Annotated in this window: 26 protein-coding genes; 14 read left to right on the top strand and 12 right to left on the bottom strand. The window is 63.2% G+C overall.

Features of this window, described 5'->3' with window-relative positions:
* From LC407_RS02450 to LC407_RS02510, 13 genes are all read left to right on the top strand, one after another.
* Positions 1-624 (top strand): hypothetical protein, encoded by a 624-nt coding sequence (locus tag LC407_RS02450; RefSeq protein WP_080149388.1) that lies wholly within the window; start codon positions 1-3, stop codon positions 622-624.
* A gap of 513 nt (positions 625-1,137) precedes the next feature.
* Entirely contained in the window at positions 1,138-1,617 is a 480-nt protein-coding gene (locus LC407_RS02455) for a hypothetical protein (RefSeq protein ID WP_223482139.1), read from the top strand.
* A gap of 57 nt (positions 1,618-1,674) precedes the next feature.
* Positions 1,675-2,196: a hemagglutinin repeat-containing protein gene (locus LC407_RS02460; RefSeq protein ID WP_223482140.1), complete on the top strand. Its 522-nt coding sequence runs from the start codon at positions 1,675-1,677 to the stop codon at positions 2,194-2,196.
* On the top strand, positions 2,187-2,387 hold the full coding sequence (locus tag LC407_RS02465; RefSeq protein ID WP_223482141.1) for a hypothetical protein: 201 nt from the start codon (positions 2,187-2,189) through the stop codon (positions 2,385-2,387). Before LC407_RS02460 ends, LC407_RS02465 begins: the two co-directional genes overlap by 10 nt.
* 2 nt (positions 2,388-2,389) lie before the next feature.
* Entirely contained in the window at positions 2,390-2,716 is a 327-nt protein-coding gene (locus tag LC407_RS02470) for a hypothetical protein (RefSeq protein WP_223482142.1), read from the top strand.
* A gap of 10 nt (positions 2,717-2,726) precedes the next feature.
* On the top strand, positions 2,727-4,136 hold the full coding sequence (locus LC407_RS02475; protein ID WP_223482143.1) for a hemagglutinin repeat-containing protein: 1,410 nt from the start codon (positions 2,727-2,729) through the stop codon (positions 4,134-4,136).
* On the top strand, positions 4,109-4,714 hold the full coding sequence (locus LC407_RS02480) for a VENN motif pre-toxin domain-containing protein (protein ID WP_263292165.1): 606 nt from the start codon (positions 4,109-4,111) through the stop codon (positions 4,712-4,714). The genes LC407_RS02475 and LC407_RS02480 overlap by 28 nt, the downstream gene beginning before the upstream one ends.
* Before the next feature lie 47 nt (positions 4,715-4,761).
* Entirely contained in the window at positions 4,762-5,634 is an 873-nt protein-coding gene (locus LC407_RS02485) for a CdiA family toxin C-terminal domain-containing protein (protein ID WP_223482144.1), read from the top strand.
* 7 nt (positions 5,635-5,641) lie between these two features.
* A complete protein-coding gene (gene cdiI / locus LC407_RS02490) occupies positions 5,642-6,013 on the top strand; it encodes a ribonuclease toxin immunity protein CdiI (RefSeq protein WP_059063517.1) in 372 nt (123 codons plus the stop codon).
* Complete coding sequence (locus LC407_RS02495) at positions 6,013-6,321, top strand: hypothetical protein (protein ID WP_223482145.1); 309 nt, start codon at positions 6,013-6,015, stop codon at positions 6,319-6,321. Before cdiI ends, LC407_RS02495 begins: the two co-directional genes overlap by 1 nt.
* 368 nt (positions 6,322-6,689) lie before the next feature.
* The gene (locus tag LC407_RS02500) at positions 6,690-8,912 is read left to right on the top strand and encodes a methyl-accepting chemotaxis protein (RefSeq protein ID WP_223482146.1); all 2,223 of its coding nucleotides are present in this window, start codon (positions 6,690-6,692) and stop codon (positions 8,910-8,912) included.
* A 160-nt stretch (positions 8,913-9,072) separates the two neighbouring features.
* A complete protein-coding gene (locus LC407_RS02505; protein WP_208081976.1) occupies positions 9,073-9,441 on the top strand; it encodes a glycine zipper 2TM domain-containing protein in 369 nt (122 codons plus the stop codon).
* Positions 9,442-9,632: 191 nt separating this feature from the next.
* Entirely contained in the window at positions 9,633-10,949 is a 1,317-nt protein-coding gene (locus tag LC407_RS02510; protein ID WP_193601116.1) for a hypothetical protein, read from the top strand.
* Between the two features lie 45 nt (positions 10,950-10,994).
* Here LC407_RS02510 and LC407_RS02515 read toward each other — a convergent pair whose 3' ends face one another.
* The 5 genes from LC407_RS02515 to LC407_RS02535 all read right to left on the bottom strand — a co-directional run bounded on the left by LC407_RS02515 (position 10,995) and on the right by LC407_RS02535 (position 16,678).
* Positions 10,995-12,122 carry an ABC transporter permease gene (locus LC407_RS02515; RefSeq protein ID WP_223482147.1) on the bottom strand — a complete coding sequence of 376 codons (1,128 nt, stop codon included), beginning with the start codon at positions 12,120-12,122 and terminating at the stop codon, positions 10,995-10,997.
* Positions 12,119-13,306 (bottom strand): ABC transporter permease, encoded by a 1,188-nt coding sequence (locus tag LC407_RS02520; RefSeq protein WP_223482148.1) that lies wholly within the window; start codon positions 13,304-13,306, stop codon positions 12,119-12,121. Before LC407_RS02520 ends, LC407_RS02515 begins: the two co-directional genes overlap by 4 nt.
* Positions 13,291-14,304, bottom strand: coding sequence for an efflux RND transporter periplasmic adaptor subunit (locus LC407_RS02525; RefSeq protein ID WP_025873793.1), 1,014 nt, complete (start codon positions 14,302-14,304; stop codon positions 13,291-13,293). The genes LC407_RS02520 and LC407_RS02525 overlap by 16 nt, the downstream gene beginning before the upstream one ends.
* A complete protein-coding gene (locus LC407_RS02530) occupies positions 14,297-15,673 on the bottom strand; it encodes a TolC family protein (protein WP_223482149.1) in 1,377 nt (458 codons plus the stop codon). The genes LC407_RS02525 and LC407_RS02530 overlap by 8 nt, the downstream gene beginning before the upstream one ends.
* A gap of 111 nt (positions 15,674-15,784) precedes the next feature.
* A complete protein-coding gene (locus tag LC407_RS02535; protein WP_223482150.1) occupies positions 15,785-16,678 on the bottom strand; it encodes a LysR family transcriptional regulator ArgP in 894 nt (297 codons plus the stop codon).
* A 104-nt stretch (positions 16,679-16,782) separates the two neighbouring features.
* Between LC407_RS02535 and LC407_RS02540 the strand changes: the two genes are divergently transcribed.
* Entirely contained in the window at positions 16,783-17,397 is a 615-nt protein-coding gene (locus LC407_RS02540; RefSeq protein WP_099842158.1) for a LysE/ArgO family amino acid transporter, read from the top strand.
* Here the strand turns inward: LC407_RS02540 and map are convergent.
* The 7 genes from map to LC407_RS02575 form a co-directional block, all read right to left on the bottom strand.
* A complete protein-coding gene (map, locus tag LC407_RS02545) occupies positions 17,394-18,176 on the bottom strand; it encodes a type I methionyl aminopeptidase (protein WP_134832197.1) in 783 nt (260 codons plus the stop codon). The two genes, LC407_RS02540 and map, sit on opposite strands and share 4 nt — an antisense overlap.
* A 10-nt stretch (positions 18,177-18,186) precedes the next feature.
* Positions 18,187-18,399, bottom strand: coding sequence for a ParD-like family protein (locus LC407_RS02550; RefSeq protein ID WP_025873788.1), 213 nt, complete (start codon positions 18,397-18,399; stop codon positions 18,187-18,189).
* Positions 18,400-18,466: 67 nt separating this feature from the next.
* Positions 18,467-18,826 carry a VOC family protein gene (locus LC407_RS02555; protein WP_025873787.1) on the bottom strand — a complete coding sequence of 120 codons (360 nt, stop codon included), beginning with the start codon at positions 18,824-18,826 and terminating at the stop codon, positions 18,467-18,469.
* Between the two features lie 186 nt (positions 18,827-19,012).
* Positions 19,013-19,897, bottom strand: a complete 885-nt coding sequence (locus LC407_RS02560) for an arginase family protein (protein WP_105163739.1) — start codon at positions 19,895-19,897, stop codon at positions 19,013-19,015.
* Between the two features lie 3 nt (positions 19,898-19,900).
* Positions 19,901-20,965, bottom strand: a complete 1,065-nt coding sequence (locus tag LC407_RS02565; protein WP_223482151.1) for a GNAT family N-acetyltransferase — start codon at positions 20,963-20,965, stop codon at positions 19,901-19,903.
* Positions 20,966-20,997: 32 nt separating this feature from the next.
* Positions 20,998-22,398, bottom strand: a complete 1,401-nt coding sequence (locus tag LC407_RS02570) for an aminotransferase class III-fold pyridoxal phosphate-dependent enzyme (RefSeq protein WP_223482152.1) — start codon at positions 22,396-22,398, stop codon at positions 20,998-21,000.
* A 48-nt stretch (positions 22,399-22,446) separates the two neighbouring features.
* Positions 22,447-23,133 (bottom strand): MtnX-like HAD-IB family phosphatase, encoded by a 687-nt coding sequence (locus tag LC407_RS02575; protein ID WP_025873783.1) that lies wholly within the window; start codon positions 23,131-23,133, stop codon positions 22,447-22,449.
* Positions 23,134-23,152 lie beyond the last annotated feature (19 nt).

Consider the following 23,152-nt stretch of genomic DNA (forward strand, 5'->3'; position numbering starts at 1 on the left):
GTGAGTACGCTTTTGTCTGACTGGTGCGCGTTCTGTGAAGGGGTCGCTGTGTTCGATAAGTCTCATTTTTTGGGTTTGTTGAAAGAGCATGGGAGCGATTCTGAGCTTCGAAAGATATTTAGTTATTTCTCGTCCTCGGCGGATTTGCATGAGCGCGCGATTAAGGTTATTTCTTCCGGTAGATTGGACGGATCGTTGTACCTGCTTCCACGGTTCTCCACGTCCAGGGAGGAAATTGTTAGGCTTGGGAGCGAGTGGCTAAGAGGGCAGGAGGAAATATGTAGGAGGATCGGTGAGGTCGAAATTGAAGGAATTTGCAGGCGTGCGGAGGTAGTTTTTGTCGCCGGGAGTGATCTGGATTCCGTGCTTCGCATGGATATTCCTCAATATTGGCTATTTGACGGAATTGGTGACTCTGTAAGGGGGAGTAGAATATCTGAATCCGACCAGGTGTATGCGCTGTTCGAGGCGCTTTATGGCTTGGCTGCCGATTATTATTTGGCATGGTACATCGGTAGTTCTCTGTTTGAATTGGATGTGGATTTTGATCCCTATTTTGAATTTTGGCGGATGGGGGGGCGGTGCGCACTGACTGAGTCAGAGTTTCTGGTTTCTAATCAGTAAGTGGTGGCGGTGCATGTGTTCATCTTTTGGTGCACATTTGGAAAATAAACTATTTACTGGCATCCTCTCTGGTGATGCGCCGAGTCGCGTACTAAACGCCGTCCTTGTTCGTCGCCCTGATCTGGATAAGTATGATTTGGCCAATTTATTATTGGTTGAGTATGATTTGTTGGATAGTAAGATTCTCCCGTTGGTTTGGAATTGGAGGAGTGTCAGGTCAGTTAGGGGGATTGGCGACGAGGAATTTGATCGTGCTGTCATTGAGCATATGAGAATTGCCGGTTACGATATCTAATTTGTAGCGGTGATTTTGGCGAGGTGGCTATCTGGGGTGGGTTGATGTAGTTCTGCGCAATGAGGTGGGTGCTGAGGCGGATATTGGGTTTATTGCCAGTCGTACTAAAGAAGTGCAGCAAAATTATTTAGTTGCAAGGCTGGAGGTCTGAATGCGGGATATCCTGTGAGAGGCAGGTGGTGATGGCCCGATTACCAGATGATTTGCGGAGTAGCTTGGTGCTGCTGCTTGCTGCGGTAGCTCCTGATGACGGTGGCAGGGGTGTTGTTGAGGCGCTGCTGCAATGGATGGCAAAGTGCGGAAACGAGGTCCGCAGAGAGCCGTTCCTGAGTTATGGGTTTAATTCGATCGCGGATATGACGGGGCGTGCAAGCGAATATCCTCTCGCAGACATTAGTGAGGCAGATGTTGATCGTATATCTTCGCGAGCGTCCCGTCTGGCAAATGCGAGTGATGAAGTGATTGCTCAATTTGTTCGCGACTTGATGGAGGACTTGATTGCAGTTGAGTTTGATCGGGTCTGCTGCCGCTGTGGCGAGACATATATGCGAGCGTACATTGGAGTGTCCAGGTCTTTGCCTGCATTCCAATGTGACACTTGCGGATATGGCGAATTCTTGGATGGATCGTCGCTGAGTGGAGAGAGTTTGAAGTTTATCAGCTTGAAAGAAATGGACGCCTATGGGCTTCATTCTTGAGCGGCGGGCTGGCCCCTTCTGCGCGCCTGGATTGAGGATTGGGAGCCGCCGGGAAAAATGAGGCTGACTCGGAGTGGCTCCTCTGAGCTGTTGAAGGCGGAGGGTGACACCACCCTGCGTGGCGCGACCGCGACGGCTGACCGCATCGACGTCAAGACGGGCGGCACGCTGACCATCAAATCGCTGCAGGACATAGCCGAGAGCATGTCCAAGAACAGCCAAGTGGGCGGCAGCGTGCAGGTGGCCTTCGGCAACGCCTGGAATGCCGACGGTTACGTCAGTGCCGGCAAGGCCGAGGGCAGCTACCAGGGCGCGGGCCAGCAGAGTGGCTTGTTTGCCGACAATGGCGGGTACCACGTTGATGCCGGGCACGTGAACCTGATTGGTGGCGCGATTGCCAGCACGAACGCGGGCAACAGTGAACTGACCGCACAGACGCTGACCTTCAGCGACCTGCAGAACCAGATGGACTACTCGGCCAGCTCGGGCAGCATCAGCGGTGGTGCGGGCGGGCAGATGAAGGTTGGGACCCCAAGGCGGGCACTACCGCCCACCGCGGCGGCCCAGGCATGTCGATGACGGAGAACGGCAGCGACAGCAGTTCAACGCTTGCGACGCTGACCGAAGGCAACATCACCATCGGTGGCAAGCAGGCCACGGCGGCGGAGCTAGGCACTAATACCGATGCCAGTGCAGCGCATCCAGCGGCGGGGATCTCGGTAGTGCGACCACCGTTTGGAAATATAGTCACTGATTTTCCGGGTGTGTGAATATGAATATGGATTTGACCGCGAATAGTGCGAATAGGCTGAAATCAACAAGTGGCTGGATTAATTCCCCGGACGGGAATTTGATCAGGAAGCGGCTTCTCGCGGAATTGGGTGCCTTCCAAACCGTCGTGGTTCTTCATCATCACTTTGGTCAGGCGGAGGAGTGCTTTGTTTTGATGGTGGATCGCTCATCAATCGTGGAAGTGGAAGTTTCGTCGAATGGTGTCGAAGACTTCTCGGTTTTCTCGATAGCTGATTATTTAAGAATGAATAGAAAATTACCCGCTTCGTTTAGGTTTGATATCGAGGTGGCTCGCACTATGAGTTGATAGTGTCATCGTGCTGCTGGAAGCGGGCAAGGCACACGTGGCAGACCGCAGCAAGAGCAGCAATGCCGGCGCCGAAGTGGGCGTTGGCGTTGTCGTGGGCGCGCAGACGGGCGTGTATGTGTATGCCGAAGCCAGCGTGGGCAGCAGCAAGGCGAACTCGGACAGCAACACCTGGCAGAACATCACGCTGACCGGCCAGAACATCTCGCTGAAGGCCGAGGGTGATACCACCTTGCGTGGCGCGACTGCCACGGCCGATCGCATCGACGTCAAGACCGGCGGCACGCTGACGATCGAATCGCTGCAGGACATTGCCGAGAGCATGTCCAAGAACAGCCAAGTGGGTGGGCGCGTGCAGGTGGCCTTCGGTAATGCGTGGAATGCCGATGGCTACGCCAGCGCAGGCAAGGCAGAGGGCAGCTACCAGGGCGTGGGCCAGCAGAGTGGCTTGTTTGCCGGCAACGGTGGCTATCACGTGGATGCTGGACACGTGAACCTGATTGGCGGCGCGATTTCCAGTACCAACGCGGCCAACAGTGAACTGACCGCACAGACGCTGACCTTCAGCGACCTGCAGAACCAGATGGACTACTCGGCCAGCTCCGGCAGCATCAGCGGTGGCGCAGGCGGGCAGATGAAGGGTTGGGACCCGAAGGCGGGCACTACCGCCCCCCGCGGTGGCCCGGGCATGTCGATGACGGAGAACGGCAGCGACAGCAGTTCAACGCTTGCGACGCTGACCGAAGGCAACATCACCATCGGCGGCAAGCAGACCACGGCGGCGGAGCTGGGTATCAATACCGATGCCAGTGCAGCGCATCGTGCGCTGGAGGCGATGCCGGACGCCACCAAGCTGCTGGCGGACCAGCAGGCGATGGCGGGAGCGATAGGGACGGTGCTTTCCACAAGCCAGCAGATCGCCAACGACATTGGCAGTGCTGGAGCGAACAAGATCACCGACAAGTATCGGGAAGGGCTGAGCGTCGAAGAAAGACGGGTATTTGATGACCTTCCTTGGGACGAGCAGTTCAATCGTCTGGTGGCGTTCGATCCCACCTATCCCGAAGCGCTGGTGACCCAGCAGAAGTGGGCCCCCGATGGCGTCTATGGCCGCGCGCTGGGTGCGGTCACCACCGCGTTGGTCGGTGGCGTGGCCGGGCAGGGCTTGGGCCAGCTGGGCTCCAATGCGTTGGCGCCGTATGCGGCGGAACTGATCGGCAAGACGTTCGACCCGAACAAGCAGAGCGCGGTCCCCAGCGAGGCCATGCAGATGCTGTCGCACGCACTGCTGGGAGCGTTGTTGGCTGAGGCCAATGGTGGCTGGCGGCGGGTGGGGGTGAGCTGGCAGCGAAGTTCCTTGGCGACTACTACGCCAAACAGAATGGCGGGCAGTTGTCGCCCGAGCAGGCGGAGCAAGTAAGGGTGCTCGGACAAGCGGTCGGCGCAATGGCGGGAGGACTTTCCGGTGCAGGAATTTCTGGCGCGACATTGGGCATGGGTATCGCGAAAAACTCCGTTGAGAACAACTATCTGAATCACGACGAGCGGATGGAGTACCTCCAGGCGACTGTTATCTGTTCTGATGCAGGTAAAGACTGCGATATCAAGGAAAACTTCGAGCGGCTCTCCGCTGAGCGCGATTACAAGCTTATGATGGCATGCCAAGTGCCAGGGTCTATCGCGTGCAGTGAGCAGCGATCACTGGCGAAGATTGCATTGGAATCGCATAACTCTCCTATATATAAGGGAGAGTACGATGCATGGATGGCGGAGAACGCCGATAAGCTCATCGCTGCGAGCAAGAATGCCGGTTCTGGGGTCAATCTTGACACATTGACAATTCACTCTTCCACCGAAGATCTGCAAAGGAAGGTGTACTGTTCGCTGTTGGTGAGTGTGGTTCGAACACTGTCGATCTATTGCGTGGCGCAGGCTACGGTGCGGAAGCCGACTGGCTGTCGTCGACGAATCGAGCGGTCGCTGGTGCTGCGTTCGTAAACGGGCTCTGGACCGGGGGGAAGGACCTTGTAGCTGGTGCGGCAAGCATGAACCAGATCAGTGTTCTGCTGGGCTTTTTCTCGGATTACAAGGAGATGGACAAGCTTGGCTTGCAAGCCTTCTCCGAAAAACGCAACAACGCGATCAGTCAGGGCATCAATGAGTACATGGAGAAGACGGCAGGCCTTGCGTACTACCTGACTGGTGGTAGGAACTCGTGGAATTTTGAAGACGTAGATCAAGCGGCTGACATTGGTGGAAAGTTCACGTTTGACATCGGAACTTCCTTGGTCGGGCCGGGGGCATTCCTTGCAAAGGGGGCTAAGGGCACCGCATTGGAGGCTGCTGCTTCAGAGGCACTCGAACGAGCTCGAAAGGCGCGCTCGGTAAAATTGGAGCCGGATGGCTCGTTGCCGCCGCATTTGCTGCCAGATAACATTGCTGGGGATGGAAGTATTGCTCACTTGGGAGGTGTTAATTATCCGGATGGCATATCATTCAAGGTTGATATTGATTCGCATATTGCTCGTCCAGATGGTTATTCTCAGAAGAACGGAATTTCTGGAGCGCACAATTCAGTGGAATTCAGGTCGGAGGCCGCGGCTCGTGGAGTGAAAATCGTAAGCGAGGTTGCCACGGATGTTCCAGGTGTTTCCGTTATTTCCTATCAGATACCAGCGTTGGATCCTACTGGAAAAATAATTGTGGGCTATAAAAATAAAGTCCAGACGAAGACGGTTTATGATCCGGCTATAATGTCAGATAGGAAGGTTTTGGCGCTCGGCCAGGAAGCTGCTGCGAGGGGTTACAAGGACGCTGTTGCTACTGGGAAGAGGATATACGAGTCCAATGCGGGAGGCGTCTCTTTCGTTGTGTACATCGATGAGACTGGTGTAGTTAAAAATTTCCACCCTAAGTGAGGCTGTTATGAGTGACCAGTTGTTTGGATCTTGGATGGACAAGAGGGATTCTAATTGGGTGGTTTTTGCTTACTTTGATTGGATTTATTCGTCGGGGATGTTTATTCAGATGCTCGAATGTCTATCGAAGCGCTGGGGTTTTGGCACCGATGATGTTGATTGCAGGTTCCCGGACAATAATAGCTTCGACGTGGATGATCATTTTTCTGGGGTGGAATTTTCATATGGACTCATGTACGACCCGGATGTTGTGATTGTTAGTGATGAAGAGTTTGGTCGATACCTGGATATGGCATGTTTCAAATATATAGAAAGAACTCCGGGGTCGGCTGAGTACGTTCGCTCAATGCTGTCCCGGAATGAGCCGGGAAATGGCTAGTGCAGACTGCGGCCCTGCTGATGATGGCAGCATCGTTGATGCGGGCGCTGTGGTTGGCGCTGTTGCCATCGCTGGTGAGCCGTCTGCTTAGCGCATTGCTTGCAACCTCGCTGTGCCTGTGTCATTGCCGGAAACTCATCGCGCGAATTGGTGCCCGGCATGCCGGTACGAATCGGCGCGATCTAGAGTTGCGCAAGGCCGCGGCGTCAGCAGCTACACCGCTGCAGGAGCCGCACATGAACCCGATCGCGAGGCGGCCGAACGGAGCCAATCAGGAGGAGCTGGGTGCCCTGGCGATGCACACGTAGCCCGCGGACTCGTCTATCGACGACGTTTGCATGATTGAGCTGCACCTAATTCCGTGCGGCCCGCGTTGTGTATGCAAGTGTCATGAAGCCTTGCACCCTGGAGGGCGCACAGCGGGAGGTTCTACTGCAAGGGGCCAGGCAGACAGACTTTATCGTTGAGGGAAAGCGGCGTTTGTTCTCGACGCGCGCGGTCACTGGGCCTAGTGGGTAGTTTTAAGGATTGCCCTGCCGTAAGGGTGGTTTAGTCTGTGATCATTGAAGATCTTTTGAATGGATTCACCTTGATGACGATTCCCGGCGCAAAGCTTCCTTAAAGTTTCCCCGGGTCGTGCCGCCACCGATATAGGGCCACGATCAAGGGAATTGAGATGCTCGCCTTACGCAACCTCCGTGTGGGATCCCGGCTTTCTGCCGGCTTCGGTCTGCTGTTGCTGTTCATCATGGCCATCGTCGGCCTGGTGTTGTACGGAAACCATTTGAAGTCCGCCCAGTTCGAGAAAGTGGTGGGCGTGAACATGGTCAAGATGCGGTTGTTGAACGACATGCTCGATACCAACAACGCGGTGCTGATGCATCGCCGCCTGATGGTGATCAAGCGCGGCGAGGAGTTCGACAAGGATTACCAGCGGGCGCAGGAACTGAGCCGCACCTACGATGGAATCTGGGACAAGTACGTCAAGATTCCCCGCGATGCCACCGGCGATACGCTGGTGGCGCAGATCGCGGCGGCGCGCAAGGCCACCGACGTCTCCACTCAACAATTGCACGAGCGGATGAAGGCGGGCGACTACGACGGTGCAGCCACCGAGCTGCTGGCCGAGCACGGTCTGGCCACGGCCTGGAATGGAGCGATTTCCAGCCTGCTGCGGCACCAGGAAACTCTGACCGAACGCAGCCGTGAGGAATACCGCGCCACGGAAGCGTGGACGGGAACCCTGTCCATCGCCTTCGGTGTGCTCAGCCTGATTCTCGGCGCACTGGCCGCGTGGGCGATCACCCGCAGCCTGACCCGCCCCTTGGCGGGCGCGGTGAAGTTGGCTGATGGCATCGCCAACGGTCGCTTGGACAACGTCATCGATGCCTCGGGCAACGACGAGGTGACCCAGTTGCTGAAGTCCATGCAGCGCATGCAGGGGCAGCTGCAGGCGGTGATGGCCGCGCAGGGCGAGATGGCGCGGCAGCACGATGATGGCAGCCTGGGTTATCGCATGGACGAGAGCGCCTTCCCCGGCGACTACGGGCGCATGGTGCATGACACCAACGCGCTGGTGGGCTCGCACGTGCAGGTGCAGAACCGCTTGATCGAGGTGATGAAGCACTACGCACGCGGCGACCTGTCGGTGGACATGGATCGCCTGCCGGGCGAGAAGGCGGCGATCACCCAGGCCATGGACGAGACCAAATCGAGTCTGTCGGCCATCAACGGCGAGATCCGCCGGCTGGCAACAGCCGCTGCGGCCGGCGACTTCAGCCTGCGCGGTGACGAAGCACGCTTCGAGCATGATTTCGGCGAGATGGTGACCGGGCTGAACCGGTTGATGCAGACCACCGACGAGAACCTGGTGCAGGTGTCGAGCCTGCTGCAGGCGATCTCGCGCGGCGATCTGACAGTACGCATGCAGGGCGATTTCCACGGTGTGTTCGCCCGCATGCGCGACGACTGCAACGCGACCGTCGAGCAGCTGACCCAGATCGTCGGCCGTATCCAGGCCAGTGCATCCAGCATCAATCTGGCAGCGGGGGAGATTGCCTCCGGCAATACAGATCTGTCGCGGCGTACCGAGCAGCAGGCGGCCAACCTGGAAGAAACGGCAGCGTCGATGGAGGAGCTGACCTCCACGGTGAAGCAGAACGCCGAACACGCGCGCCAGGCCAACCAGCTGGCGATCGGTGCACATGGGGTGGCCTCGCAGGGCGGCGAGGTGGTCGGCCAGGTGGTGACCACCATGAGTGCCATCGAAGCGTCGTCGAAGAAGATCGCCGAGATCATCAGCGTGATCGATGGCATCGCTTTCCAGACCAACATCCTGGCGCTCAATGCCGCCGTGGAAGCCGCGCGTGCGGGTGAGCAGGGCAGGGGCTTTGCGGTGGTGGCCAGCGAGGTGCGCACCTTGGCACAGCGCTCGGCGGGTGCGGCCAAGGAGATCAAGGGCCTGATCGAAGAGTCGGTGGGCAAGGTGTCCGACGGCTCGGCGTTGGTGCGTCAGGCCGGCACGACGATGGGCGAGATTGTCGCCTCGGTGCAGCGGGTGACCGACATCATGGCGGAGATCTCTGCAGCCTCGCAGGAGCAGAGCTCGGGCATCGAGCAGGTCAACCAGACGGTGATGCAGATGGACGAAACCACCCAGCAGAACGCCGCGCTGGTGGAAGAGGCCAGCGCGGCAGCACGTTCGATGGAGGAGCAGGCCAACTTGCTGGCCGAGGCGGTGTCGGTGTTCCGCACCGGCGCTTCGGTGGCGGCGGCAGCGGTCCGGCCGATGTTGGCAGCGGTCGCTGCCAGCGTGCCGCAGGTGCGTCGCGCGACCGGCCTGCCGCCGCGAAATGCCCCGTCGCTCGCTGCCAACACGGGTGGGTGGGAAGAGTTCTAAGCCTAAGCCGGGTGGGAGGCGGCGCCCATCGCGAGGCTGGTCGCGATGGGCGCACTTTTGTTTCCTGAACCGATGATGGCCGCTCAGCCTCCGGAGACGTGGATTTCACCTGCAGTTGCCACGTGCAGGCAGACACTTGCGCCATACCGGAGCACAGGAGATGGCCATGAAGACCTCGACCCGATTGATGGTGCTGGGCACCCTGCTGGCGGCCTCGTCCGTTGCTGGCGCACAGAATTACGGCCCGCGTGATGAAGGGCGCAAGTTCAACGATGGCAGCCGCGTGGTCTGCAAGAACGTGGAAGTGCAGCGCAATTCCCGCGATCCCAACCGCATCACCGGTACCGCCACCGGCGCCGTGGTCGGTGGCCTGCTGGGCAACCAGGTAGGCGGCGGTAATGGCAAGAAGCTGGCGACTGTCGCCGGTGCCGTCGCGGGCGGTGCAGCTGGGCGCCAGATCCAGGGCAACCATCAGCAGAAGACCGGTGACCGTGTGGTCGAGCGCCGTTGTGAGCGCGTCTATCGCTGATCCCCGTGCGATAACCCCTTCCACACTGCGGTACCCCCGAACGCCGGCCCTGTGTCGGCGTTCTCCTTTTCCGGACCCGTTCCGTCGGGGCTGGGCGCATGCCTATACTGCGCCTGACCTCCAGGGATGAATCGCCAGTGAACAAGTCGAGCGCTGTAGACCGTCGGGAACCGTCCGATGTTGCGGATGCAATGCCTCGCACGACAGCCAGCTACTCCCGCGTGCGTGACCGCACCGACGAGCTGGAGCTGTTCATTTCCGGCCTGCTCGCCTTCGCACTGCTCGCCGTGCCGGGCTACCTGTTCGATGCGTGGGCGCGCAGCAGCCTGCATACCGAAGGGGTCTATTTCCAGGCGCTGTGGTTCGCCTTCAGCATCGGCGTCGGCATGTGCTACGTGCTGGCGGTGGCCTTGATCATCCACTTGGCCGTGCGTGGTTACTGGATCGGACTGATCGGCCTGAAATCGCACTTCCCCAACGGTATCGACTGGGATCGGTTGACGATGCTGGGGCCGTTCTCACGCGCGTTCCTGCAGCAGCGCGACGGCGGCCTCGACGGCACCATTGAACGCGCGGACCGGCTTGCTACCATGCTGTTCTCGACCACGCTGTTGTGCGTGCAGACCCTGGCCGGCACGCTGGTGGTAGCCATTGTCTCGCTTGGAGTGGCGATGGCCATCGGCGCCGCCTTCGGCGATGTCGATCGCATCACGCTGGGAATCGTTGCGGTGTTGATGCTCTGTCTGCTCGGTCTGGCGATGGTGCCGATGCTGCTGGAAAAGTCGATCGCGCGGCGTCGCGCGCGGGGCCTGGACACGGCACGGCAGGAGAAGCGACTGCAGTCGGTGCTGGCTGGCCTGCAGCGGGTACCCATGCTGCGCCTGCTGCAGACCATGCAGTGGACCCTGCAGAGCAACCTGCGCGGCCGCTCGTTCACGGTGATCTATATTTCGGCGGTGATGCTGGCGATGGTGCTCGCCGCCCTGCAGGTCTATGGCTCGATGACGTTCTCGCTGTTCAACCGCTACAGCGTGCTGACCGAGGAGGCAGTGAACCACGGCATGCTGGGCGCGCACTACGAATCGCTGCGCTCGGCGCACGACCAGTTGCTGCCTTATCCGATGATTCCGGCCGATACCATCAGTGCATCGCGGTTGCGCCTGTTCATTCCCCATCGCCCGCAGCGTGACAACCCGGTGGCGCGACAGCGCTGCGCCGGTGGTGCACGCAACGAAGCGCAGGGCGCACTGGCCGCGACAGCAGCGGTGAACTGCATGGCCACGCTGTGGACGGTGCAGCTCGACGGCGGCAAGGTCGACCTGCATGATTTCGTGCCGATGGAACGCCGCGACCTGGACATGCGCGGGCTGGTGGGCTATCTGCCGATGGCGGACCTGAAGCCGGGCCGGCATGACCTGCGACTGGTCTGGAACGTGGACGGCGGCGAACGCGGCCCCAGCCGTCGTCGCGAGTACAGCATCCCGTTCTGGTACGCGCCAGACCCGTAAAAGGGGACGGAGGGCATTAAGTCGCTTTCCCCCTCTCCGTGCCAGCTACGACTTAATCCCCTCCGTCCCCTTTGGGCTGTGCAGGCGCCAGAGGGCGAGGGCGCCGTACAGCACCAGCAGCGCGGCCAGGGTGATCAGTTCGCGGCTGACCTCGGCCAGGCTGGCGTCCATCTGGTTCAGGCGTACCATCAGGTTGATGCCGGAGGTGGTCGGCAGCAGCTGCGCCAGCCACACCAGCGGGCGCGGGGTCATCACCGCCGGCCACGACAGGCTGGCCAGGAAGAACAGCGGGATCGAGGTGGCGATGATGTACTGGAAGGCGCGTTCGCGGGTGCGGAAGAAACTGCCGACGAACAGGCCGAACGCCACCGTGGCAGCGATGAACAGGGTGCCGCCGAGCAGCTGGCCGAGCGGGTTGCCGCCACGCGGATAGTCCTGCACCCAGGCGGTGAAGCCGGCGTACCAGAACAGCCCGAACAGCCCGATCAGGCCGAAGCCGAGGGCCATGCCGGTCAGGGTGGGCAGGTCGAACTGCAGGCGCCGGCCCAGTACCAGCCGGCGGCCACCGAGCAGCACGCCGATGCCCATCAGCAGCGTCTGGTGCACGATCAGTTCGGCCACGCCGGGGACGATCGCGCTGCCATAGCCTTCCTGCGTGTTGAACAAGGGCCGCTGCACGAGGGTGACCGGTGGTGCCTGTGGCGCGCCCATGAACGCGGCCTGGGTGACCGCCGCCTCACGGCCGAACGCGCCCAGTGCATCGGCCACGCTGCCCAGCACCCAGCTGGCGCGGCCGAGGTAGGCGCCGTTGCCGAGCAGCACCAGCTTGGCGGGATGCCCGCGCAGGATGTCGCGTTCCAGGTTGGCCGGGATAAGCACGATGCCTTCGGCATGGCCGGCCTCCAGCTGTGCGCGCGCTTCCCGCAGGTCGGCCGGTTGCCCGACCACATGGGCCACGCGCAGCGAATCGAGCTTGCGCAGCAGTTCGCGGCTGGTCGCGCTGTGGTCTTCATCGACCACCAGCACGGGCAGGTTGCCGGCCACTTGGTGGCGATAGGCGGCGGGGTAGAAGAACGAGTACAGAATCACCGCGCCGACCATCACCACGATCGCGTAGCGATCGCAGAGCACGGCCAACAGGGTCTGTCGCAGGCTGTGCCAGATCCGGCTCATGCGCCTGCCCCGGCCGGTTGCGCGGCCTGCGGCGTGCGCGCGAACGCCAGCAGGCGCCAGCCGCCGATGCCGCCAGCAACCGCGATCATCAGCAGCAGCGTGGCCAGCGGCCATAGCGATACCGCCAACGGCGAGCCGATGAACTGCTGCTGGGTCTGCAGCTTGATGTAGGCGCTGAGCGGCAGCAGCAGGTGCCAGACGCGGGTGAACAACGGTGCGTCGATCACCGGGAACGTGGCGCTGGAGAACGCCAGCGCGGTGCCGATGCTCAAGCCCACCGCGGACAGGGCGGTGCCCATGTCGCGGGTAACGCCAACGAAGAACAGGGCATAGGCCGCGGTGGCCAGGTAGAACAGCGGCTGTGCGAGCAGCAGCAGAAGCACGCTGCCAGCGATGCCGTCGCCACGCAGCCAGGCCAGGTAGGCCGCGCCCAGCGCGCCGTACAACGAGAACAGCAGCACGTAGGGCAGCACCTTGCCTGCAATGGCCGACCATGGTGCATGGCCCAGCCAGGCGGGCAGGGTACCGTCGCGGATCTCACGGCCGAGGCTGCCGGCTACGGCCAGCGCCAGTACCAGCGACAGTACCGCCGGGAAGATCAGTGGCAGCAGGAACAGCTCGTAGCTGCGCGCCGGATTGAACAGGATGTCCGACTGCACCGCGATGGGCGCGGCACGCAGCTTGCCCGGCCCGACCTGCAGGCCGATGCGTTCGCGCAGCAACCGCGCGTTCCACGCAGAGACCGCGTCGCCGATATCCCGCGCGGCGGACTGGCCGGTGGTCATGTAGGTGGCGTTGTAATAGGAAAATACCGTGCCCTGCCGGCCGCGCAGCGCCTGGCGGGTCACATCGCGCGGCACCAGCACCACCGCGAACACCTCCAGCCGACGCAGCTGCGCGCGCGCCTCATCCATATCGACCGGTTGGCTTGCGATGCGCACGCCGGGGCTGGCGTCGAGCATGCGCAGCAGCAGGCGGCTGTCGCTGCTGTGGTCAAGGTCGACCACGGCAATCGGCACATCGCGCATCACCGATGTGGAGAACATCCAGGCCATCACCACCAGCATCAACAGTGGCAGCACGGTGACCAGCGCCAGGTCCGCACGGCTGCTGCGCAACCGGCGCAGTTCGCGCTGCCATGAGCTGCCGAAGCTGCTGCGGCTGGTGTTCAGTGCTGCGGCCATGCGAACAGCACGCTCATGCCGGGGCGGAAGCCCTCGATGCGGCGTACCGGGCGCACCCGCACTTCGAAGCTGCGCACGTCATAGCCCGATGACTGGCGGGTGGTGCGCCAGGTGGCGTAGTCGCCTGCGGGATTGATGAAGTAGACCTCGAACTCACCGTCCTTGCCGAGTGCCGGCACGCTGCCCTGCAGCTTGCTGCCGACCTTCAGGCCCTGCATCTGCGATTCGCGCAGGTTCATCGACACCCACATGCGGTCGATGTCGACCAGGGTGAACACCGGATAGCCGGCTGGTACCAGTTCGCCCGGGTCGGCCATGCGCTTGTTGATCTCGCCGGCCACCGGCGCGCGGCCTTCCACTTCAACGCGCGCGGCGTTGACTTCCGCCACCGCACCCTGGGCCTGCTGCACCTGGCCCTGCGCGGCACGCTTGTCCTGTTCGCGCGCGCCGGTCAACGCCATGTCGTACTGGGCGCGTGCGGCGCGGGCCAGTTCGCGCGAGCTGGTGGCCTGGGCCGCCGCTTCATCGCGCTTCTGCCGGGTCATCACCCCTTCGTTGAACAGGTTCTGCACGCGCCGGTAGGTGGCATCGGCAAGCGTGGCACCGGCTTCGGCGCGCTTCCAGTTGGCTTCGGCCGCGCGGATGTCTTCGCTGCGTGCGCCTTCGGCAGCCTTGTCGGCCACCGCCTGCGCCGCAGCCAGTGCGCCGTGCGCCTGCTGTTCCTTGGCTGCTACTTCGGGGCTGTCGAGCAGGAACAGCACCTGCCCGGCCTGCACGCGATCGCCCTCGCGGACCTTCAGTTCGGCCACGCGCGCGGTGATCTTGGCGGACACGTTGAGGGTGTCGGCGTCGGCCATGCCCTGGATCTGGTCGGCGGGGCTGCGCCAGGCCAGCCACAGGCCCAGCACCACCGCCACCAGCAGCACCACCAGCAGAATCGGCCCCAGCCGGCGCTTGCCCGGGGGCGTCGTTGCTTCGTCGTGCAACACATCACTCATGATCAATTACCTCGTCTGCACGCCGCCGATGGTCTTCGAAGCGGTCCATCTGTCCACTCACCTCAAGCAACTGCGCCAAGGCGATATCGTATTGGTAGGCGGCCTGCGCACGTTCGACGCGGGCACCGCCAAGACCGAGCCGTGCGTCGATCACGTCCAGCGAGGTGGCCTGGCCTTCGCGGAAGGCCAGCTCCTGCAGGCGCAGGTTCTCGTCGGCCTGGGCGATGCTGCTGTCCAGCAGCACGAACTGCTGGCGTGCGGTTTCCAGCTCGTTCCAGGCCTTGCGCACACCCAGCGCGACCTGGTTCTCGGCCTCGCGCAGGCCGGCCTCGGCCTGTTCCTGCTGCGCGCGTGCTGCACTGATCTGTGCCGGCCGTGAGTTCGGCGACAGGAACGTGTACTTCAGGCCGATGCCGAACGCCCAGTCCGGATCGGTCAACATCTCGTCGCGGCGGCGGAAGTCGTACTGGCCGAACAGGAATACCGTTGGCTTCAGCTTGGCCTGCTGCACGCGCACGCCCTGTTCGGCCTGCGCCACGATCGCGCGCAGGCGGGCGATCTGCGGCTGCCGTGCCTGCGCGGTACGCTCGAAGCTGGCGACCGGTTCCAGCGGCGCGCGCTGCACGAACAGCGGCGACAGCGGCTGCACTTCGCCGCCACTGCGCAACAGCGTGGCCAGCGCAGCCTTCAGCGTGGCCAGATCATTGAGGGTCTTCTGGTACTCGCGCTCGGCCTTGTCGCGGGCGACGGTGGCCTGCAGGCGCTGCGCACGCGTGGCGAAGCCTTCGCGTTCCAGTTTCTCGGCATCGGACAGGTGGCGGTTCAAGCCATCGCGCACGTCGCGGCGCACGACCACTGCCTGCTCGGCCAAGCGCTGACCGAAGTAGGCCTGGGCCAGTTGCACGGTCAGTGACTGCCGCTGCGCTTCGCGCTCGGCGCTGGCCTGTTCGCTGGCCGCGCCGGCAGCACGCTGCGCGGCCGGAATCAGGCCGCCGGTGTACAGCGGCAGCACCGCAGTGACCACCGGCCGTGTGCGCCAGTCGCGCTCGGTGAACGACAGGGGTGAGTCGATGCCAAAGGCTTCGGCCACCGGCGCCAGCGAGCCCAGCGGCAGGGTCAGTGTCTTCTGGAACTGCAGCCGCCGCACTTCGCCGGTGATCTCCGGCAGGCGCAGCAGGCGGGTAGCCTCATGCAGGTCTTCCTTGTTGCGCACGCCGGCATCAGCAGCGGCCAGCGCGTCGGAGACCTGTTCCAGACGCTGCCGCGCCTGTTCCCATTCCAGTGCGGGAGGCGCGCTGGTCTGTGCCGCTGCAGCCAGCGGCAGGCTGGCCAGCAAGGCCAGGCCGGCAGCGCCGAGCGCGCGATGCATCCTTGTCCGTGGGCAGCTCAGGCGCATGCCGTTCCTGTAGTGAAGAAGTGGGCAAACGGTAGTGGTCCGCGCGTGAAGCCGGGGTCTGCGGTGGTCTGGATCATGCTCTTTTCAACGTAGGGTATTGCCCGCGGCGATACGCAGCGCGTGGGTGATGTGTTGCAACGTGCTCGAACGCACGGCGGCATGCTGCCAGAACAAGGGTACGTCGAGCCAGCGACGCGGTTCCAGCACCACTATCTGTCCGGCCTCTGCCGCTGGCGTGACCAGGGCCTCCGGTGCCAGGCACCAGCCCAGCCCACGCGCGGCAGCATCGACGAAGCCGGTGGAGGAGGGCAGGTAGTGTACGGGCGGTTGCATTCGCGCGCGGGTGAGCCTGCGCAGGAAACGCCATTGCAGTTCATCCTTGCGGTTGAATACGATCATCGGCGCCGAGGCCAATGCTTCGGCCTGCATGCCCGCGCTGAAGTGGCGGCGCGCAAATGCCGGTGAGGCGATGGCGCGGTAGCGCATCGCGCCCAGCGGATGCACGTTGCAGCCCTTCAGCGGCCTGCGTTCGGCGGTGACCGCGCCAAGCACGCTGCCGGTGCGCAGCAGTTCCAGGGTGTGGTCCTGGTCGTCCATGCGCAGGTCGAACAGGTAGCCGTGGCGCTGGTGCAGTTCGGCGATGGCGGCGACGAACCAGGTGTCCAGCGAATCGTCGTTGACCGCTAGCGGAATCGGCGTACGGGTGGCATCGCTGCCGCGTTCCGGCAGCAGTTCGGCAAGCGCTTCGGCCTGCAGTGCCTGCATCGGCCGCACCCGCCGCAGCAGCACTTCGCCGGCAGCGGTAGGCCGGCACGGGGACTGGCGCACCACCAGCACTTGGCCCAGCCGGTCCTCAAGCGCCTTGATCCGTTGCGACAACGCCGACGGGCTGATCGACAGGCGGCGTGCGGCGGCCTCGAAGCTGCCTTCTTCGAGCACGGCGGTGAAGGCGCTCAACTGCGGATGTACCAGGTCCACGCGGTGCCTCTTCAGTTTTTCTGCACAGGATAAAGAAAAACCAGTTTGCCTTAACGAGTCCGTTGGTCGCACCCTGCGCCTCTTTTCAAGGTGGAGAGCGTCGGATGTGGATTGCTGCGGCATTGGCCGGCCTGTTTTCAGGTGCCGGCCTGATCATCGCCATCGGCGCGCAGAACGCCTTCGTGCTGCGCCAGGGGCTGCAGCGCCGCTACGTGGGCATGGTGGTGCTGGCCTGCATGGGCGCGGACATCGCGCTGATCCTGGCCGGGGTGGGCGGCATGGGGGCGCTGGTGCTGCAGTGGCCGTTGCTGTTGCAGGTGCTGCGCTTCGGCGGCGCCGCCTTCCTGCTGTGCTATGGGCTGCAGGCCGGGCTGCGCGCGTGGCGCGGTGGCAGCGCGCTGGCCGCGGCCGATGCCAGTGGTGGCAGCCGGCGGCAGGTGCTGCTGGCCTGCCTGGCCTTCACCCTGCTCAACCCGCACGTCTACCTGGATACGATGGTGCTGCTGGGCAGCCTGTCCACGCGCTACCCGGGTGACCTGCGCTGGGTGTTCGCAGCGGGCGCCTGCGTGGCCAGCGTGCTCTGGTTCTGCGGGCTGGGGTTCGGCGCACGGTTGCTGCAGCCGGTGTTCCGCAACGCGGCAGCATGGCGGTTGCTGGATGCAGGCGTGGCGGCCTTCATGCTGTGCCTTGCGCTGCTGTTGCTGCTGCGCCCGCTCTAGGCCGCATCCACCGCGCACAACGGGGTTTCACCAGGGCGCAGGGTCAGCACGCGCACGCCGCTGCCGGTCACGGCCACCGTGTGCTCGAACTGCGCCGACAGCTTGCCGTCGCGGGTATACACCGGCCATTCGTCGGGCTGCTGGCGGATGGCAGGCTTGCCCTGGTTGAGCATCGGCTCGATGGTGAACACCATGCCTTCCTGCAGCTCCATGCCGGTGCCGGCATGGCCGTAATGCAGGATCTGCGGTTCCTCGTGCATCTCCTGGCCGATACCGTGGCCGCAGTACTCCTTGACCACGCTGTAGCCGTGGCTGCGGGCGTGGCGGGCGATGGCGTGACCGATGTCGCCCAGGCGCGCGCCGGGCCGCACGGCGGCGATGCCTTTCCACATCGCCTGATAGGTCACCTGCACCAGCTTACGGGCGGCGTAGTCGGCATCACCCACCAGATACGTGGTGCTGGAATCGGCAATGTAGCCGTTCTTCTCCAGTGTGATGTCGAGGTTGACGATCTGGCCACTACGCAGCACGTCATCGGCCGACGGCATGCCGTGGCAGATGACGTTGTCGATCGAGGCGTTGAGCACGTACGGGAACCCGTACTGCCCCTTGCTGGCGGGCCGTGCCTGCAGCTCGTCGACGATCATCCGCTCGACGATGTCGTTGATCTCCAGCGTGCTGCGGCCCTGCAGGGGCAGGGCGTCGAGCATGGCGAAGACCTGCGCCAGCAGTCGTCCGGACTCGGCCAGGCGGTCGATCTCGTCGGGGCGCTTGATCATGGCCATCGGCTCAGGCCCGCCCGGGGGCAAGCAGCTGCGGCTGCACACCGGCGGCGCGCAGTTCACTGGCGACGACGTCCTGGAAGCTCAGGGTCGGGTTCATCTCGCACAGCATGCCGACCCGGATCCAGAACGTGGCCTGGGCGTTGATCGAGCGGTTGGAGACGGTGCAGGCACGGCGCAGCTGGTCGTGCAGGGTGTCATCGATGTTGACGATGCCCATGGGCGTTCTCGATTGGGAATATATGAAGCGTATACGAAGCGTATATTCCCGTTCAAGCGCGTGGCATTCAGCCAGCGTCGGTGGCGAAGCGCAGGCGGTTGCCATCCGGGTCGACGATCAGCATCTCGCGGCTTCCCCAGTCGGTATCGTGTGGCGGCTGCTCGATGGGTACTCCCGCAGCGCTGAACGCGCGGTGCAGGCCATCGACGTCGGTGACGATGAAATACACCGCACCGCCCACCTCGCAGTCGCCGGTGTGTTCGGTCAGGAAGATCGTCTGGCCTTCGCGGGTGAGCTGGGCGAACAGCGGGAAGCCGGGTTCGAAGCGGTGCTCCCAGTCGACGATGAAGCCCAGGCCCTGCACGTAGAAGGGCAGGCTGGTATCGGCATGGCGCATGCGCAGCTGCGGGATGACGGTCTGGGGCATGGCGGCGGCTCCGGGGGCAGACGTCCAGTGTAGTGCCGGCCGCTGGCCGGCATCCTCGTGAGCCCGGGAACAACGAGGTTGCCGGCCAGCGGCCGGCACTACCGACTCTGCCTGGGTCTGGCAGGTGCCAACCTTGGTTGGCACATCGTGGTACAGCTACCGGCCAGCGGCCGGCACTACCCCCGCTCAGCAGGCCATCGGAACGGCGGCCATCGCCGCCAGCAGTTCGCGGTTCACCTGCTGGTGCTGCTGCTGCCATGCCGGAAGATCATCGGCGCTGACGTCGGGCTGCCCATCCAGCGATGACAACCAGCGCTTGAAACGGCTCTGGTAGTTGGCAAGTGACACCTCGCCGGTGATGTCGCTGCCCACCAGTCCACCGGTGCGCAGGGCCTCGATCACCATCAGTGCGTGTTCAAGCTGGAAGCGGCCCTGGTCCCAGTTGCTGCGCGCAACATCTTCAGCGAACACGTCCTTGTCGATCGACAGGTAGGTCGGTTGAGGGGCCTGCGCCTGTTCGGCGGCGAACGCGGCGACCAGGGCCTCGGGATGGTCGAAGCGGCGGAAGGCAGCTGCCATGCCCACGCGGCTGGCCCAGCCCACATCCACATCCATGCACCAGTAGGTCAGCCGCCGCCCCAGCAGCGGCCGCCAGTGGTTTTCCCACGCATGGCCCAGGCCGATATCGGCGGAGGTGATGCCCAGCACATGCACATGCGATACCTGCGGCAATGCGGCGGCAGCATTGACCCAGGAACCGCAGTGCATGCCGAAGGGAAAGCGCATGTTGTCCGGATGGTTGTCCAGCACCACCAGCTGGAACGGGGCACGCGTGTGCAGGTGCTGCAGCAGCGGCAGGCTGAGATGGTGGAAGTCGCCGCTGCCGAGCATGACCGTGCCGAGCTGTGCCGGCAGCGGCCGAAGAACTTCACCGGCAAAGCGTGACAGCGTGGCGTTGCGGCAGGCAAAGCGCAGCGGGTCATGCCAGTGCTGCAGCGCAAGCGTGCGTGCCTGTGGCAATGGCAGTACGCCACCATCGAGGTCGAGGATCAGCGGCGGACGCAGTTGCATCGGTCAGCCTCCTCCATCCGGCTCAGCCTGCAGGTGCGGGGCCAGCCTGCGCAGGACGGCGCGCAGCAGCGGCGAACGCGCATGCACCGCGTGTACGGTGGAGGTGAAGCGGGCACCCAGTTCGGCCTTGATGCGTGAATCGGTCCAGCCGGCAACGTAGTGGCTGAGGCCGTGCTGCAACGCGTATTCCAGGTTGTGCATCCAGCTGACCGAGTACAGGTTGTGGTCGCGCGACTGCGGATAGGACAGGCCGATGTACTTGTCCACCAGCTTGCCGGCATGCACGTAGCACAGGTTCCAGCCGATCAGCTCGCCGTTGTGGCGGTAAAGGAACAAGCGCCCCTGTCCCTGCGTGTCTGCCAGCAGGTGCTGGAAGAAGGGTAGCTCGAGCCGGTCGAAATGCACGGCGCTCTGTGCATACACCTGCAGGTACAGCGCATGCAGTTCGGCCTGCAGCCGCGGTTCGGCAAGGGCAGGGTCACCGGTGGTGATGCAGTCGATCTGCAGGTTGCTGCGTGAGCGCAGCTTGCGCCGGATGTTCTTGCGACGCGCTGCGGACAGGCGAGCCAGATAGGCGTCGATGCAATCGAAATCGATCGCCACCCATGCCAGCGGCATGCCCTCCAGCGGGATGAAACCGCGTGCTTCCAGCGCCTGCAGGAAGGCGTGGCTGTGTGCGTTGGCGGCATCGTCCAGCAAGGGCGAATCGATCGCCAGATCCTTGACCACCAGCAGCCGGCTGTCACCGACGCCATGGCGCAGCACGTCGTCGGCCAGTGCCGCCGCAGAAACATGCCCCGGCAGCGGTGTGTACTCGGTGCTGGTGGCACCGATGAACCGCGTCTGCCAGGTCAGCCACGGCCGCCAAAGGCGCGACAGCGGCAGCCCCAGCAGGCGCGAGCGCAGTGCATCATCCAGGGTCGTGGTCAGATCCAATGGCGCACGGAAACTGGGCAGGCCGCTGGGCAGGCGGCTGGCATCGAACCCCAGGGGCGGGTGGGCCAGGAAGCCCTCCAGCAGCGCGGCCGGTTCCAGCGCGGTGCTGGATACACGCGGGATCATGTCCATGCGGGGCACGGGAACCGGCAGCGCATTCCCGCTCAGCCCTTGGCCTTGGTCAGCAGCTGGTCCAGCAGGGTGATCGCCAGGTCGATCTCTTCGTAGGTGATGTTCAACGAAGGCGCGAAGGTGATCACGTTCTTGTACCAGCCACCCACATCGAGCACGAGGCCCATGCGCTTGCCGTCGTGCAGCAGGTCGCCGGCCAGGCCGATGTCGACCATGCGATCCAGCAGTTCACGGTTCGGGGTGAAGCCATCGGCGGCGCAGATTTCCGCACGCAATGCCAGGCCGAGGCCATCGACATCGCCGATTTCCGGATGGCGCTTCTGCAGACCGCGCAGGCCGTCGAGGAAGTAGGCCCCCTTCTCCGGCACGGTGCGCTCGTAGTCCATCTCCTTGCCCAGCTTCAGCACTTCCAGGCCCAGGCGCGTGCCCAGCGGATTGGAGTTGAAGGTGGAGTGGGTGGAGCCCGGCGGGAACACGGTCGGGTTGATCAGCTCTTCGCGCGCCCACAGGCCCGACAACGGGTTGAGGCCATTGGTCAGCGCCTTGCCGAACACCAGCACGTCCGGGGTGACATCGAAGTGTTCGATGGCCCACAGCTTGCCGGTGCGCCAGAAGCCCATCTGGATCTCATCGACGACCATCAGGATGCCGTACTTGTCCAGCACGCGCTTGAGGCCCTTGAAGAAGTTGCGCGGCGGAATGACGTAGCCGCCGGTGCCCTGGATCGGCTCGACGTAGAACGCGGCGTACTCGGCCTGGCCGACCTTGGGATCCCACACGCCGTTGTACTCGCTTTCGAACAGGCGCTCGAACTGGTGCACGCAGTGGTCGGAGTACTCGTCCGGGGTCATGCCCTTCGGGCGACGGAACGGATACGGGAACGGGATGAACATCGCGCGTTCGCCGAAATGGCCGTAGCGGCGGCGGTAGCGGTAGCTGGAGGTGATCGACGAGGCGCCGAGAGTGCGGCCGTGGTAGCCGCCTTCGAAGGCGAACATCAGGCTCTTGCCGTTGCGCGCGTTGCGGACGATCTTCAGCGAATCCTCCACCGCCTGCGCACCACCGACGTTGAAGTGCACGCGGCCATCGAGGCCGAACTTCTCGTGCATGTCCACCGCGATGGTCTTGGCCAGCTGCACGCGCGTGGGGTGCAGATACTGGCTGGCGACCTGCGGCAGGGTGTCGATCTGGTCCTTCAGCGCATTGTTCAGGTGCTGGTTGGCGTAACCGAAGTTGCACGCCGAGTACCACATCTGCAGATCGAGATAGGGGGTTCCGGCGGCATCGAACATGTAGCTGCCTTCGCAGCGCTGGAAGATCTTCGGCGGATCAACGTAGTGCACGGTGTCGCCGAAGGAGCTGTAGCGGGCTTCATCTGCCAGCAGCTGCGCATCGGTGATGGCGGCATCGGCGTTCTTGTCAAAAATATTCATCGGTTCGGTTCCGGAGAGGGCATTCAAAGGAAGCAACGGGCGGAGCGATCAGGCGGTGGCGAGCAGCCGCGGAAGCGAGGGCTGAAGCAGGCTGCCGTCGAGAAGGCGCGGCAGCAGCGCAGTAGCGTCGTGGAAGGTGTCGATGGCGGCGTGGGGAATGCCGGCGTCGGTGCAATGGGCAATCAGGCGACGCTTGGCGAACACGAAATCGGCGTGTTCGGATACGCAGAAATCGGAGGCGCCATCGCCGATCATCAGCACGCGGGGAGCTTCGTCAGCACGCGCCTGCGCCGCGCAGGTGCACTTGCAGGTGCCGCTGCGGCAGCCTTCGGCCTGGTAGGGAGATTCAAGCTGCCAATGGCCGTCAGACCAGCGCAGGTGATTGGCCACCACAGGCAGCGGCGGCAGGCCGTGGTTGGCGAGGATGCGATGGATTGCGTAGTCCAGGCCGTCGCTGACGATGCGCAGTGGCAGGCCCAACGCCTGCGCGCGTTTGACGAAAGCGGCGAAGCCCGGATCGATCCGTACCTGGTCCAGGTGTGCATCGAGGGTGGCCGGATCAAGCTTCAGCAGGCGGACCTGGCCCTGCATGCATTCACGCGAACCGATCTCGCCCGAGCGCCACTGGTCTTCCAGCTGCTGCCAACCGGGCTGGCCGAAGTTTTCCAGCAGTGAATCGATGACGTCCTCGAGGCTGATGGTGCCATCGAAGTCACACAGGATGCTCCATTGCATGGGCAGCTCCGTCGATGAA

The organism is Stenotrophomonas sp. OVS01A (genome assembly GCF_019969775.1).
Lineage (GTDB): Bacteria > Pseudomonadota > Gammaproteobacteria > Xanthomonadales > Xanthomonadaceae > Stenotrophomonas > Stenotrophomonas indicatrix.